The sequence below is a fragment of the Pseudomonas sp. AB39(2026) genome (assembly GCF_059831485.1).
In genome coordinates this window covers 1,302,238-1,317,007 of sequence record NZ_CP195212.1, presented here as the reverse complement: position 1 = coordinate 1,317,007, position 14,770 = coordinate 1,302,238, and the positions used below count along the sequence as shown (strand labels likewise).

The following is a 14,770-nucleotide window of genomic DNA, read 5'->3' as shown; positions in this document are numbered from 1 at the left end:
GCGGCCTCTCTGCCGCGCAGTGTGCGGCACATTGTCGATACGTATCGGCCCTGTCAGGTGGCCGATACGTAAAAGACCGGTAAATGCGCTTTGCGAATCACGCCCAAGTGCTTATCGTTCAGCGTCCTGAAGGAAAGCTGAGCCGTACCATGGTCGATCGTCCGCTGCACCCACGTTCCCCCCTGATCAAGCGCCTGCTGGTTGTGCTGTTGCTGCTATTGGTAGCCGGCGCGGCCTATTGGTACTGGAAACACCGCCAAGCGGCCTCCACCGGTGAGCAGGCGGCTGCCGCGCAAGGGGCTGGCCGCCGCGCCGGTGGCAACCCCATGCGCCCAGGGTTCGGGAATGCCGCCGGGGCAACACCCGTTCGTGTCGGTACCGTGACCGTGGGCGACTTCCCGGTTTACCTGAAGGCACTAGGCACTGTGACGGCCCTTAACACGGTGAACGTGCGCACACGCGTGGCGGGCGAGTTGGTGAAGGTCAACTTCCAGGAAGGCCAGCACGTGAAGGCTGGCGACCTGCTAGCGCAGATCGACCCGCGCAGCTATCGCATCGCCTTGCAACAGGCCGAAGGCACCCAAGGTGAAAACCAGGCACAGCTGAAAAACGCGCAACTGGACCTTAAACGCTACCGGGACTTGTTCGCCCAGGACAGTATCGCCCGCCAGACCCTGGACACCCAGGAAGCGCTGGTGGCCCAGTACCAGGCCACCGTCAAGACCAACGCCGCCGCCATTGAGGATGCCCGGCTCAACCTGCAATTCACCGATATCCGCGCACCGATCTCAGGCCGGGTAGGGTTGCGCCAACTGGATGCCGGTAACCTGCTGGCGGCCAACGACTCCACCGCCGTGGCCGTAGTGACGCAGATGCAGCCCATCAGCATTGCCTTCACCCTGCCGGAAACCCAGATCGACGCCGTGCTGGCTCACTACCGTGAGGGGCAGCAGTTGCGGGTGGAGGCCTGGGACAGGGCCGACCGTGCCTTGGTGGCCAGCGGTGTACTGGCCAGCCCGGACAACCAGATCGACACCGCCACCGGCACCCTGAAGTTCAAGGCACGGTTCGATAACAAGGACGAACACCTGTTCCCCAACCAGTTTGTGAACGTGCGCCTGTTGGTAGACACCTTGCACGGTGTGGTGCTGGCCCCCAGTGCGGCCATCCAGTTCGGCAATGACGGCACCTTTGTGTATGTGCTGGACGGCGAAAAAACCGTAAAGGTGCGGCAATTGAAGGTGGGCGCCAGCGATGGCACCTCTACCGTGATTGAAAGCGGCTTGGCCCAGGGGGACCGTATTGTGCTGGAAGGCACGGACCGCTTGCGTGACGGCGGGGAAGTGGAGGTGGTGAACGACAACCGTGCACTGCCTGCTGGCACCAGTGAACACCTACAGGGCACCACGCCAGGCGACACCACAGGTTCGACCAAGGCTGGCGCATGAACATATCCCGCCTGTTCATCCTGCGGCCGGTCGCTACCACGCTGACCATGTTGGCCATTGTTCTGGCCGGGCTGATCGGCTGGCGGCTGATGCCTGTCTCAGCCCTGCCCCAGGTGGACTACCCCACCATTCGGGTAATGACCCTGTACCCCGGTGCCAGCCCGCAGGTAATGACCAGCGCGGTCACGGCCCCCCTTGAGCGCCAGTTCGGGCAAATGCCAGGCCTGGACCAAATGGCGTCCACCAGCTCTGGCGGCGCCTCGGTGATTACCCTGCGGTTCAGCCTGGCGCTGAACATGGATGTGGCCGAGCAGGAAGTGCAAGCTGCCATCAACGCCGCCAACAACCTGTTGCCCAACGACCTGCCGGCCCCCCCGGTGTACAACAAGGTCAACCCTGCCGACACCCCTGTGCTCACCATCGCCATCAGCTCGCGCACCCTGCCGTTACCCAAGGTGAACGATTTGGTGGACACGCGCATGGCGCAGAAAATCGCACAGATCGGCGGCGTGGGCATGGTGAGCATTGCCGGTGGCCAGCGCCATGCGGTGCGCATCAAGGTCAACCCTCAGGCACTGGCCGCGGCCGGGTTGAACCTGGCGGACGTGCGCACCTTGATTACCGCGTCCAACGTCAACCAGCCCAAGGGTAACTTCGACGGCCCTACCCGGGTCTCGATGCTTGATGCCAACGACCAGCTGCGCTCCCCCGAGGAGTACGCCGACCTTATCCTGGCTTACAAAAATGGTGCACCGCTGCGCCTGCAGGACGTGGCCGACATTGTGGACGGCGCCGAGAACGAGCGCCTGGCAGCCTGGGCCAACCGCAACCAGGCGGTGCTGTTGAACATTCAGCGCCAGCCCGGTGCCAACGTGATCGACGTGGTGGACCGGGTAAAAGCCGTACTGCCCACGCTCACCGCCAGCATGCCCGCTGGCCTGGATGTGACCGTACTCAGCGACCGTACCCAGACCATTCGGGCCTCGGTGCACGACGTGCAAACCGAGCTGCTGTTTGCCATTGCCCTGGTGGTGATGGTGACGTTCCTGTTCCTGCGCCGGCTCAGCGCCACCCTCATTCCTTCCATTACGGTGCCACTGTCGTTGATCGGCACCTTCGGCGTGATGTACCTGGCGGGGTTCTCGGTCAACAACCTGACATTGATGGCGCTGACCATCGCCACTGGTTTTGTGGTGGATGACGCCATCGTAATGTTGGAGAACATCGCCCGGCACATCGAAGAAGGCGAGACGCCCATGCAGGCGGCCATCAAAGGCGCCCGGCAGATCGGCTTCACGCTGCTGTCCCTCACGTTTTCCCTGATCGCCGTGCTGATCCCCCTGCTGTTCATGGGCGACGTAGTGGGCCGGCTGTTCCGGGAGTTCGCCATCACGCTGGCGGTCGCCATTCTTATTTCCTTGGTGGTGTCCCTCACGCTCACGCCCATGATGTGTGCGCGCATGCTCAAGCGCGAACCGCCGGAAGGGGAGCAGTCCCGGTTCTACAAAGCCAGCGGTGCCTGGCTGGACTGGCTGGTGGCCCGGTATGCCACAGGGCTTGCCTGGGTGCTGCGGCATCAGCCCCTCACGCTGCTGGTGGCCGTCGCCACCCTGGGGCTTACGGTGGTGCTGTACCTGGCCGTACCCAAGGGCTTCTTCCCGGTGCAGGACACCGGGTTTATCCAGGCGGTGTCCGAGGCGCCCCAGGCCGCCAGCTTCCAGGCCATGGGCGAACGCCAGCAGGCCTTGGCCGAGATCATCCTGAAGGACCCGGCCGTGCAAAGCCTGTCGTCCTATATTGGGGTGGACGGCGACAACGCTACCCTCAACAGTGGGCGCCTGCTCATCAACCTCAAGCCCCACGGCGAGCGGGAGGTCAGTGCCGCCCAGGTAATTGCGCGGCTGCAACCCCGAGTGGACCAATTGGTAGGCGTGCGCCTGTTCATGCAGCCGGTGCAGGACCTGACCATCGAAGACCGGGTCAGCCGTACCCAGTACCAGTTCAGCCTGGCCTCACCGGATGCCGACCTGCTGGCGGACTGGACAGGCAAGCTGGTGGACGCCTTGAACCAGCGGCCAGAGCTTCGAGACGTGGCCAGCGACCTGCAGGACAAGGGCTTGCAGGTGTACCTGGACATCGACCGGGATGCGGCCATGCGCCTGGGGGTGAAGGTGTCGGACATCACCAATGCCCTGTACGACGCCTTTGGCCAGCGGCAGATTTCCACCATCTATACCCAGGCCAACCAGTACCGTGTGGTGCTGCAGTCGGCGGACGGTGGGCGTATTGGGCCCGAGGCCCTGGAGCAGCTGTACGTCAAGGCGTCGGCCAGCACCGGTTCAAGCACCAGCGCCGATAGCCAGATGGCCAGCGGCACCGGCTCATCGGCCAATGGCACTACAGACAGCACTACCACAACAGCAGGCACGCAGGTTCGGCTGTCCAGCCTGGCCCGGATTGAGCAGCGCCAGGCGCAACTGGCCATTTCCCACTTGGGGCAATTCCCGGCCGTCACCCTTAGCTTCAACCTGGCCGACGGCGTGGCGCTGGGCAAGGCGGTGGAGGTGATCGAGCAGGTGCAGCGCGACATTGGCATGCCGTTGGGCGTGCAGACCGAATTCCAAGGGGCCGCCGCGGCCTTCCAGGCCTCGTTGTCCAGCACGCTGCTGCTGGTGCTGGCCGCTGTGGTCACCATGTACATCGTGCTGGGCGTGCTGTACGAGAGCTACATCCACCCCATAACCATTCTGTCCACCTTGCCCTCGGCCGCCGTCGGTGCCTTGCTGGCCTTGCTAATCAGCGGCAAGGACCTGGGCATGATCGCCATTATCGGCATCATCTTGCTGATCGGTATTGTGAAAAAGAACGCCATCATGATGATCGACTTCGCGCTAGAGGCCGAGCGTGGCCGCGGGCTGGCGCCGGAGCAGGCTATTTACGAAGCGGCGCTGCTGCGCTTCCGGCCCATCCTGATGACCACCCTGGCCGCACTGTTTGGCGCCATTCCCCTGATGTTCGCCACAGGGTCGGGCGCTGAGCTGCGGCAACCCCTGGGCCTGGTGATGGTGGGCGGTTTGCTGGTGAGCCAGTTGCTCACCCTGTTTACCACCCCAGTGATCTACCTGTGGTTTGACCGCACCAGCCGTCGCTTCACCCGGCGCACGGGCCAGCAGGTGCAGGCGTGAACCTGTCCAGCCCGTTCATTCGGCGCCCGGTCGCTACGCTACTGCTAAGCCTGGCGATCATCCTGCTGGGGGCCGTAAGCTTCAGCCAGCTGTCCGTGGCACCGCTGCCGGAAATGGACTTCCCCGTGATTGTGGTCAGCGCCAACCTGGCCGGGGCCAGCCCTGAGGTGATGGCGTCTTCGGTGGCAACCCCCCTGGAGCGGGCGTTCGGTGCCATTTCCGGGGTGACCAGCATGAACAGCCGTTCCAGCCAGGGCTCTACGCGGGTGATTCTGCAATTCGAGCAGGGGCGGGACATCAACGGTGCGGCCAGGGATGTGCAGGCGGCCATCAACGCGTCGCGCAACCTGCTGCCCAGCGGCATGAAGAGCATGCCCACCTACAAGAAGATCAACCCTTCCCAGGCGCCGGTGATGGTGCTGGCGCTGACCTCGCCGGCCTTGGGCAAGGGCAAGCTGTATGACATGGCGTCTACCATTCTGTCGCCGACCCTGGCGCAGGTGAACGGGGTAGGGGAGGTGCAGATCGGCGGCAGCTCGCTGCCTGCTGTGCGTATCGAGCTGGAGCCTGCGCGCCTTAACCAGTACGGCATCGCCCTGGACGATGTACGTGCCGCCATCGACAACGCCAACGTGCGCCAGCCCAAAGGCTTTGTGGAAGACGCGCAGCGGGCATGGCAAGTGCAGGCCAACGACCAGTTGGAGCAGGCCAGCGACTACCGCCCGTTGATCATTCGTCAGCAGGATGGCGCCATCCTGCGCCTGGGAGATGTGGCCAAGGTCAGTGATGGCGTGGAAGACCGTTACAACAGCGGCTTCTACAACCGCCAGGATGCGGTGTTGCTGGTAATCAACCGCCAGGCCGGCGCCAACATCCTCGAAACGGTGGAAGCGATCAAGGCCCACCTGCCTGCGTTGCGTTCGCTGTTGCCCGCCAGCGCGCAACTGGACGTGGCCATGGACCGCACCACGGTGATCAAGGCCACCCTACATGAAGCTGAACGCACCCTGCTGATTGCCGTGGTGCTGGTGATACTGGTGGTGTTCCTGTTCCTGGCCAATGGCCGCGCGGCGCTGATCCCCACACTGGCGGTGCCGGTGTCCCTGATTGGCACCTTTGCGGTGATGTACTTGTATGGCTTTTCCCTGAACAACCTGTCCTTGATGGCGTTGATCCTGGCCACCGGGTTGGTGGTGGATGACGCCATTGTGGTGCTGGAGAACATCTCTCGGCACATCGATGAAGGCGTGGCGCCGCTGCGAGCGGCCTATCTGGGCGCCAAGGAAGTCGGGTTTACCCTGCTGGCCATGAACCTGTCCCTGGTGGCGGTGTTTCTGTCCATCCTGTTCATGGGCGGCATTGTGGCCAACCTGTTCCGGGAGTTCTCCATCACGTTGGCCGCGGCGGTAGTGGTGTCTTTGGTGGTCTCGCTTACCCTCACGCCCATGCTGTGCGCACGCTGGCTAAAGCCGCGGGCGCCCGGCCCGCAGAACCGGCTGGAGCGCTGGAGCGAAGCCGGCAACCAGCGGCTGATGGCGGGCTACGACCGTACCCTGGGTTGGGTGCTGCGCCACCCGGTGCTGACCCTGCTGTCACTGCTGGCCACCATCGTGCTGAACGTGGCGTTGTACGTGGTGGTGCCCAAAACCTTTATGCCGCAACAGGACACTGGCCAGTTGATGGGCTTTATCCGGGGCGATGACGGGCTGTCGTTCACGGTGATGCAACCCAAGATGCACGCCTTCCGCGATGCGATCTTGGCTGACCCCGCCGTGCAAAGCGTGGCGGCCACCCTGGGCGGCAACAACGGCACCAACAACGCAACAATCCTAGTGCGGCTCAAGCCCCTGGCTGAACGCAAGGTGTCCGCCCAGCAAGTGATCGACCGGTTGCGCCGGGAGGTGCCAAAGATCGCCGGTGGCCGCCTGGTGCTGTTCGCGGACCAGGACCTGCAGTTCGGGGGTGCCCGAGACAGCGCTGGCTCCCAGTACCAGTACGTGATTCAAAGCGGGGACCTGGCCAGCCTGCGGACCTGGTTCCCCAAGATCGTGACGCTGTTCCGTTCGTTGCCGGAACTCACGTCCATCGATGCCCGCGACGGGGCAGGCACCGCCCAGGTCACCCTGGTGGTGGACCGGGACCAGGCCAAGCGCCTGGGTGTGGACATGAGTACTGTGATGACAGTGCTGAACAACGCCTATAGCCAACGGCAGATTTCCACCATTTACGATAGCCTGAACCAATACCAGGTGGTGATGGAAATCGACCCCCGCTACGCCCAGGACCCGGTTACCCTGGACCAGGTGCAAGTGATCACCAGCAGTGGCAAACGCGTGCCCCTGGCATCCATCGCCCGCTACGAAAACAGCTTGGCCAATGACAGTGTGAGCCATGACGGGCAGTTTGCCTCCGAGTCCATCTCCTTCGACCTGGCCGAAAACGTACCCCTGGACCGCGCTACGGCGGCCATCGAACGAGGGCTGGCCGGTTTGGGCATACCGGACGAACTGATCGTGAAGGCGGGGGGCAATGCCAACGCCTTTATCGATTCCCAGAAAGGCCAGCCTTGGATGATCCTGGGCGCCTTGGTGGGGGTGTACCTGATTCTGGGCATTCTCTACGAAAGCTATATTCACCCGCTGACCATCCTGTCCACCTTGCCGTCGGCCGGCGTGGGCGCGTTGCTGGCGATCTACCTTACCGGTGGCGAATTCAGCCTGATCTCTCTGTTGGGGTTGTTCCTGCTGATAGGGGTGGTGAAGAAAAACGCCATTCTGATGATCGACCTGGCACTGCAACTGGAGCGCGAAGCCCAGCTGGCCCCCCTGGAGTCCATCCGCCGTGCTTGCCTGCTGCGCCTGCGGCCTATCCTGATGACGACGCTGGCAGCCGTGCTGGGCGCCTTGCCCTTGCTCATGGGCAGCGGCGATGGCGCGGAAATGCGCCGGCCGCTAGGTGTGGCGATCATCGGCGGGCTGTTGCTCAGCCAGGTGCTGACCTTGTACACCACGCCTGTGGTGTACCTTGCCCTCGACCGCTTGCGCCACCGGTTCAACCGCTGGCGCGGCGTACGTACCGATGCTGCTTTGGAAAAACCGCTATGACCGTGCCTGTATCCCTTCGCGTTCGTCGCCTGGCGCTGGCCTGCTGCGCAGCCTGGCTGGCCGGTTGTGCCGTAGGCCCCGACTACCAGCGCCCTGCGCTGGCAACACCTGCGCAGTTCAAGCAGGCCGAGGGCTGGCGCCAAGCCGCCCCGGCGGACGAGCGTGCCCGGGGCAATTGGTGGGAGGTGTACCAGGATGCTCAACTCAATGCCCTGGTCGATGCCTTGAATCGCAATAACCAGACGGTGGCCCAATATGAAGCCCAATACCGCCAGGCACAGGCCTTGGTACGCAGCGCCCGTGGGGCGTTCTACCCCAGCCTGGGGCTGAACGTGGGCAAGACCCGGGCCGCTCAAGGCAGTGGCAGCAGTGGGTCGAGCCTGAGCAATGCCAGCAGCGGCATCCGCGATACCTACAATGCCCAGCTAGGCGTGAGCTGGGAAGCCGACCTATGGGGCAAGCTGCGCCGCGGGCTGGAAGCGGACAAAGCCAATGCCGGTGCCAGCCAGGCTGACCTGGCCGCCATGCGCCTGAGCCTGCAATCCCAGCTGGTGCAGGACTACCTGCAGGTGCGTGTGCTGGATGAACAGAAACGGTTGCTCGAAGCCACTGTGGACGCCTACCAGCGCTCCCTCACGCTGACGCAGAACCAATACCGTGCCGGGGTGGCGGGCAGCGATGCCACGGCACAGGCCCGCACTCAACTCAAAACCACCGAGGCGGACCTGGTAGACCTGCAGTGGCAGCGTGCACAGCTTGAAAATGCCATTGCTGTATTGATGGGGCAGGCCCCGGCCACCTTTAGCCTGGCTGAGGTCAAGCAGGTGCCTGCCTTGCCGGAGGTGCCGGTGGGTGTACCTTCACAATGGCTGGAAAGGCGCCCGGACATCGCCTCTGCCGAGCGTTCTGTCATCGCCGCCAATGCACAGATTGGGGTCGCCAAGGCCGCTTACTACCCGGACTTCACCCTGAGCATGAGCGGTGGCTACAGCTCCAGCACCTCGTCCAACTGGTTCACCTTACCCAACCGCTTCTGGTCGGTGGGGCCGGAACTGGCTCTCACGTTGTTCGATGGGGGGCAGCGTTCGGCAGAGGTAGAGCGGACCGAAGCGGCCTACGACCAGACCGTGGCCCAATACCGACAGACCGTGCTGGATGGCATGCGTGAAGTCGAGGATTACCTCAGCCAGATGAAGGTGTATGACAATGAGGCGACCTTGCGTGATGAGGCACTGGCTGCCGCGCGTGACTCCCTGCGCATGACCACCAACCAATACCGCGCAGGGCTGATTGGCTACTTGGATGTGGTGACAGTGCAAGCCACGGCATTGAGCAATGAGCGCAGCGTACTCAGCCTGCTTCAAAGCCGCCTGGTGGCCAGCGTGAACCTGATTGTTGCCCTGGGGGGAGGGTGGGACGCTGAGCAATAATCTGTACTACCGTTCATTCGCTAGCTATGGCCAGCTCCCACAGGTGTAGGCCGTGCACTGGTGTTGTAGGACTGGCCGTGGCCGAAGGCGGAGGCCGGGAATCTGCCACAGGGGGTTGATGCGCCGGGCATGAAAAACCGGCCACATGGGCCGGTCTTCACTGCACGCAACGTGTCACTTGCCGGCACCGCCGCCGCCAGCTGCACCACCACCGGCACCGCCGCCGCCCGCGCCGCCATCGCTAGCACCGCCGCCGCCTGTACCATTGCTCATGCCGCCGGCCCCTGTACCCGGGGTGCCAGGCGTACTTTGGCCCATGCCAGCCGCATCGCTGCCGTTACCGCCGCCCGTGGTACCGGGGTTGGTTTGGTTGCCGCTGCTAGGCGGTGTGGTGCTGGTGGATTCAGCCGCCATAGCGCCAAGAGAAGAAGCGCCCAACAGGCCGGCCAGTGCCAGGCCAGCCAATGTTTTCATGTTCATGGTCAATCTCCGCAGGGTGGGGATTACCTTTACTTGGGCGCGGTACTAAGGGCGAGGTGCCTTAAGGCCGACGGACGGTACGTTAACAAATGTGTCAAGGCAACGTGCCCATGCTCGCATTGCTCGGCCACCCGCCCCCCAAGGCCTTGTACAGCTGAACCTGATTCAACAACCGTTGAGTGGCACTGGACACTTGCGCGCTTTGGGTCTCTAGCAAAGCGCGCTGCACATTAAGCACATTCAGGAAATCGATGGCCCCTTCCTGATAACGCTGGCGGGCCACCGCCAAGCCACGTTCATTCTGGCTTACCGCTTGTGCCAAGGCCTGCTGGTGCTGGCGCTCGGCGGCAGCGTCGATCAAGGCATTGTCCACTTCATGCCAGGCGGCCAGCACCGTGCGGCGGTAGTCGATGGCGGCTGCCTGTTGCTCCTGTTCGCGCAATGCCAACGTGCCGGTCAGGCGTCCACCCTGAAAAATCGGCAGGTACAGGCTAGGGCCATAGGACCAGTCGCGTGCGCCCCAGTCGCCCAGGTCAGAGCTGCCTAGCGCCTGCGTACCCACGCTGGCCCCCAGGGTCAGGCGCGGATAGAAATCAGCCTGTGCGGCACCGGTGGCGGCAACCGCGCGGTGGAGTGCGGCTTCGCTACGCTGAATATCCGGCCTGCGGCGGGCCAGTTCCGATGGCATGCCCAAGGCAATGGCCTCGTCGGGCGCGGGCAAAGGCTTTGGCTCGATCAGTTGAGCCTGAAGCGTTCGGGGGGGTTGCCCCAGCAGGGCGCTCAAGGCATTGATCAAGCGTGCCTGTTGCGCGCTTAGCACCGGCAGCCGTGCAGAAATGGTTGCAACCTGTGCGGCGGCGTTGGCCACATCCAGCTGAGTGGTCACGCCATTGTCAAAGCGGCTCTGGGTAAGGGCTTGGCTGCGCTGGGCGATGTCCAGGTTCTGGCGTGTGACCGCCAGTTGCGCTTGCACGCCGCGCAGTTGCAGATAATCACTGGCGGTCTCGGCCGTCAGGCTCAGCAGCAGGCCATTACGCTCGGCCTGGCTCACCTCGACCTGAGCGTCGGCGGCTTCAATCTGCCGGCGCACGCGGCCCCACAGGTCCACTTCCCAACTGGCGTCTGCGGCCAGTGTCCAGAGTTCGAACGGGGCCTGCCCAGCCCGGCCGGAGGGGTCGTTCAGGCCTTCGCCACTGTTGCGCTCCCGGCTGTAGCTGGCTTGCCCGGACAGGGTTGGCAGGCGGTCGCCGGCGCTGATGGTGCGCACCAGGCGGCTCTGCGCCAAGCGGTTGGCCGCCAGCTGCAGGTCCAGGTTGCTGGCTGCGACCTGTTCTACCAACCGGTCAAGCTGCGGGTCGCCCAGTTGTGTCCACCCGTGGGTGTCGAAGTTGCCGTGGCCCTGGTCCGCACGCCACTGCGAGGGCAGCGCCGCTTGAGGCGGCTCGAAACGCGGCCCGACCGTGCAGCCTGTGAGTAGCACCACGCCCACGGCCCACGCCCAGCGTCTCATTGGCCACCCTCGCTAATGTCCACGTCCACCACCACCGACATGCCCACGCGCAGCCGCTGCAGAGCGTCCGGTGTCTCGTCAAAGCGGATTTTCACGGGAATACGCTGCACCACCTTGGTGAAGTTGCCGGTGGCATTGTCCGGCACAATGGCGGAAAAACTCAGCCCGGTCGCCGGGGCCAGGCTCTCCAGGTGGCCCCGCAAGGGCTGGTCTGGGTGGCTGTCCACCCGAAGGCTCACAGGTTGGTTTGCACGCATGTGGGCCAGTTGGGTTTCACGGAAATTGGCGATCACATACAGGTCCGTGGGCACAACAGCCATCAGCGGCGTACCTAGGGGCACGTACGCACCCACGCGCGCCGAACGCTGGCCGATCAGCCCGTCGACCGGGGCTACCAGGCGCGTCCATGACAGGTTCAGGTCCGCCTGGCGCAGGTCCGCTCGGGCCTTGTCCAGCGTGGCCTGGGCCACCTCCAGCTGTGCCTTGAGCACATCCAGGCTGCGCGCCGCTGCCACTTGCGCGGCAGCATCGCGATCACGGGCTGCCTGGGCGCCCAGCAGGTCCGCCTCTGAGCGCTGACGCTCCTGCTGCGTACCGGCACCGCTGTTGGACAGGTTCAGATAGCGCCGGGCATTGGCCTGGGCATAATTGAGCGAGGCGTCGGCGGCCCGCACCGTGGCCCCGGCCTGATTGATGACGGCCACTTGCCGGGCGATACCGGCTTGCAGGTGTTTAAGCTCGGCTTCGGCGCCAGCCACATTGGCCCGGGCCGCTGCCTGAGCGGCCAGGTATTCGCTGTCGTCCAGCCGCGCCAGCAACTGACCCGCCTTCACGTTCTGGTTATCGTCTACAGCCACTTCAACGATCTGGCCCGGCAGGCGAGGGGCAATCAGCACCGAGTCGGCGCGGATATAGGCGTCGTCGGTCCGTTCAACCGAGGCGGTAGCGGTCAGCCGCCAGCCGGCATAGGCCACGCAGGCGATCACTGCCAATACGGCCAGGGAAATAGCGGTTCTGTGTTTCATGTCGGTACCGGAGGTTGTGGTGGGTAGGCACGCACGGGGAGGATGACCAGAATCACCACCATTGCCATGGCGACCGCGATTACGGCCAGCCAGGCGTCAGCAAAGGTAAGGGTGAACGCCTGCTGGCGCACACGCTCAGCGATATTGAGCGCCTGCCCGGGCGGCAGTGACGGCAGGCGTTGGGCGGCCTGGTCCAGCAGGGTATTGGCATGCAAGTGTTCGCGGTGCGTGATGAAGTTTTCCAGTACTACCCCGGCCACCACCGAGGCCAGCCCGCGTAGGCTGTTGACCATCGCAGACGCAAAGGGGCCTTCCAAGGGATGAATCACCCCTGTGGCCAGCATCAGCAAGGGGACCACCACCATGGGTTGCCCGAACGTATGCAGCACTTGCAGCGGATAGAAATCATCCCGTATCCATTCACTGGTCACCTGGGAGGCCAGCAAAGTGGCGGTGCTTAGCAGCACTAGCCCCAGGCCTATCACGTAGCGGGCGTCTACCCAGTTACGGTTGATCACGAAAGCCACCAACGGCGCAATCACCAACTGGGGCAAGGCAATGGTCAGGGCCAGCGGCATGGTCTGCAGGGGCCGGTAACCTTGTACGCCGGCCAGGTACGCCGAGGGAATGGCACTGCCGGCCAGGCCCAGAAACATAAATAGCACCAGGGTGCAGATGCCAAACGCGAAGTTGCGCCGGCCCAGCAGTTGCAGCTTGAACAAGGGGAGGGGGTGGAACCACTCGTTGAGCACGAACAAAGGCAGGCAGACCGCTGCGCCCAGCAGGGTATAGGTGATCAGCGGGGCGTTGAACCAGTCATGTCGCTCACCTTGGGTAAGCCCAATGATCAGCAAGGTCAACCCCCCGGCACCCAGCAGTGCCCCACGCCAATCGAACTGGCGCAGGCGCTCAAGGCGAAGGGGGTCCTGGGGTAGGCCGTAGGCAATCAGGGCGCCGCCCAGCAGGCAGGGGGGAATGATCTGCCACATCAGCAGGCGCCAGTCGGCGTTTTCGGTCCAGAGGGCCGCCAAGGGCAGGGCCAGGTTGGGACCGAACGTGGCGGTGAGGGCATAGGCAGACAGCCCATACAGCTTGATATGCCAGGGCAGGAAGCGCAGGGCGGCCGTCATCAGCAGTGGCGGCAACGCGCCCCCGGCCAGGCCCTGAAGCACGCGCAGCACCAGCAGGGTGGAAAAGTTGGGCGCCAAGGGAGCCAATACCCCCAGCACACCAAACGCCACCGTGGCCACCACGGCAAACCGGCGCAGCGAAAACGTGACCGCAAACCATGGCGCTAGCAGCATGGCCGACACTTCGGCCGCGGCATATACCGAACTGAACCAGGTGCCTTCGTCATGGCCCAGGCCGAACGCCCCAAGCAGGTCGGCCAGCGCAATGTCGGTCACCCGGTCATTGATGCCTGAGGTTAACGCTGCCAGTAGCACGCCTACCAAGCCAAGCGCCAACCGCCCAGTAAAGGGGGCTGGAGAGGGCGGTGGTGGGGTTGTAGGTGCGCTCACGAATGGCCTTGAGGGAGGGAAATGTTCAGAAAAGAGAAAGCTTCGTGTAGGAAATTTCGGTACAGTGTACCGGCCAGCAATACAAGGAGCAACGCGCATGTCACTTCCAGACACCGAACGGGGCGGGATTCAAATCATCTCTCGCGCAGCGGCGATTCTCCGTTGCCTTGAAACCGAGCCTCTCGGGCTGAGCCTTGGCGTGATTGCCAAGCGTATCGAGTTGCCCCGTTCTACCGTTCAGCGGCTGGTGGACGCGTTGGCAGTGGAGCAACTGGTGGAAACCCGTGGGGGCGTCGGGGTGCGATTAGGGCCGGCCTTGATGCGATTGGCGGCGCGCAGCCACTTCGACCTGACGGCCAAGGCTAGGCCGCACCTCGAAGCCTTATCACAACGCACTGGGGAAACGGTGGTACTGGCACACGCCAGTGGGCTGGACATGATGATCCTGCACTGCGTGGTGTCGAGCCAGACCCTAAGGGTAGCCCCTGGGGTGAACAGCCTGCTGAGCATCTATGCCACGTCCTGCGGGAAGGTGATTCTCGCGCAAATGCCTGAACGTAGCGTGCGGGAGCTGCTGGAGGGCAACATGCGCCCGCTTACGCCCAACACCCTGGGCCTGGACGCCTTGATCGAGCAACTCAAAGAGATACGCGCCACCGGGTTCTCATGCGACTACGAGGAGCACATACCGGGCGTAGGCGCCATGGCCGTAGGCCTGGCGACGACCCAGGGTATGTACGGCTTGAGCCTGGTAGGCCCCGCCTCACGCATCCGCGCCCATGAAACGGCGAACAAGCAGGCGCTGCTGGCTTGCCAGGCGCAGATTAGCCTGTAGGCCATGAACGAAAAGTCCTGACACTCGGTGATGCTGCGTTGAAAATAGGCCAGCCTGCCTCCTCGCCTGCGCGGCCGGCCTACGCGGCCCGGCCTGACCTTCGCGTCAAAACATTTCGTACACAGCGTAGTAGCCTGAGAGGGCACACGTGATCGTACCTGGCCAGCAGACAACCATAGAGCACTGTGCAAACGGCGGCAGGTGCCGGAAAATATCCGGTAAATGCTCAAAGG

The 14,770-nt window shown here is 63.7% G+C and carries 9 protein-coding genes; 5 read left to right on the top strand and 4 right to left on the bottom strand.

The window, feature by feature from the left end:
• Window positions 1-149: 149 nt before the first annotated feature.
• Genes ACSAMW_RS05740 through ACSAMW_RS05725 form a run of 4 tightly spaced genes read left to right on the top strand, consistent with a single transcriptional unit; the run spans window position 150 to window position 9,167 of the window.
• Entirely contained in the window at window positions 150-1,448 is a 1,299-nt protein-coding gene (locus tag ACSAMW_RS05740) for an MdtA/MuxA family multidrug efflux RND transporter periplasmic adaptor subunit (RefSeq protein ID WP_500593085.1), read from the top strand.
• Window positions 1,445-4,633 (top strand): efflux RND transporter permease subunit, encoded by a 3,189-nt coding sequence (locus ACSAMW_RS05735; protein ID WP_500593084.1) that lies wholly within the window; start codon window positions 1,445-1,447, stop codon window positions 4,631-4,633. Before ACSAMW_RS05740 ends, ACSAMW_RS05735 begins: the two co-directional genes overlap by 4 nt.
• Window positions 4,630-7,737: an efflux RND transporter permease subunit gene (locus ACSAMW_RS05730; protein WP_500593083.1), complete on the top strand. Its 3,108-nt coding sequence runs from the start codon at window positions 4,630-4,632 to the stop codon at window positions 7,735-7,737. Before ACSAMW_RS05735 ends, ACSAMW_RS05730 begins: the two co-directional genes overlap by 4 nt.
• Window positions 7,734-9,167, top strand: coding sequence for an efflux transporter outer membrane subunit (locus ACSAMW_RS05725; protein WP_500593082.1), 1,434 nt, complete (start codon window positions 7,734-7,736; stop codon window positions 9,165-9,167). Before ACSAMW_RS05730 ends, ACSAMW_RS05725 begins: the two co-directional genes overlap by 4 nt.
• Before the next feature lie 174 nt (window positions 9,168-9,341).
• Here the strand turns inward: ACSAMW_RS05725 and ACSAMW_RS05720 are convergent, their stop codons facing one another.
• The 4 genes from ACSAMW_RS05720 to ACSAMW_RS05705 form a co-directional block, all read right to left on the bottom strand.
• Entirely contained in the window at window positions 9,342-9,647 is a 306-nt protein-coding gene (locus ACSAMW_RS05720) for a hypothetical protein (RefSeq protein ID WP_500593081.1), read from the bottom strand.
• Between the two features lie 94 nt (window positions 9,648-9,741).
• Window positions 9,742-11,157 carry an efflux transporter outer membrane subunit gene (locus tag ACSAMW_RS05715; RefSeq protein WP_500593080.1) on the bottom strand — a complete coding sequence of 472 codons (1,416 nt, stop codon included), beginning with the start codon at window positions 11,155-11,157 and terminating at the stop codon, window positions 9,742-9,744.
• Window positions 11,154-12,182, bottom strand: coding sequence for an HlyD family secretion protein (locus tag ACSAMW_RS05710; RefSeq protein ID WP_500593079.1), 1,029 nt, complete (start codon window positions 12,180-12,182; stop codon window positions 11,154-11,156). Before ACSAMW_RS05710 ends, ACSAMW_RS05715 begins: the two co-directional genes overlap by 4 nt.
• Complete coding sequence (locus ACSAMW_RS05705; protein WP_500593078.1) at window positions 12,179-13,702, bottom strand: MFS transporter; 1,524 nt, start codon at window positions 13,700-13,702, stop codon at window positions 12,179-12,181. Before ACSAMW_RS05705 ends, ACSAMW_RS05710 begins: the two co-directional genes overlap by 4 nt.
• A 97-nt stretch (window positions 13,703-13,799) precedes the next feature.
• On the opposite strand from ACSAMW_RS05705, the gene ACSAMW_RS05700 reads away from it, so the two are divergent.
• Window positions 13,800-14,537 (top strand): IclR family transcriptional regulator, encoded by a 738-nt coding sequence (locus ACSAMW_RS05700; RefSeq protein ID WP_500593077.1) that lies wholly within the window; start codon window positions 13,800-13,802, stop codon window positions 14,535-14,537.
• The last annotated feature ends 233 nt before the right edge of the window (window positions 14,538-14,770 follow it).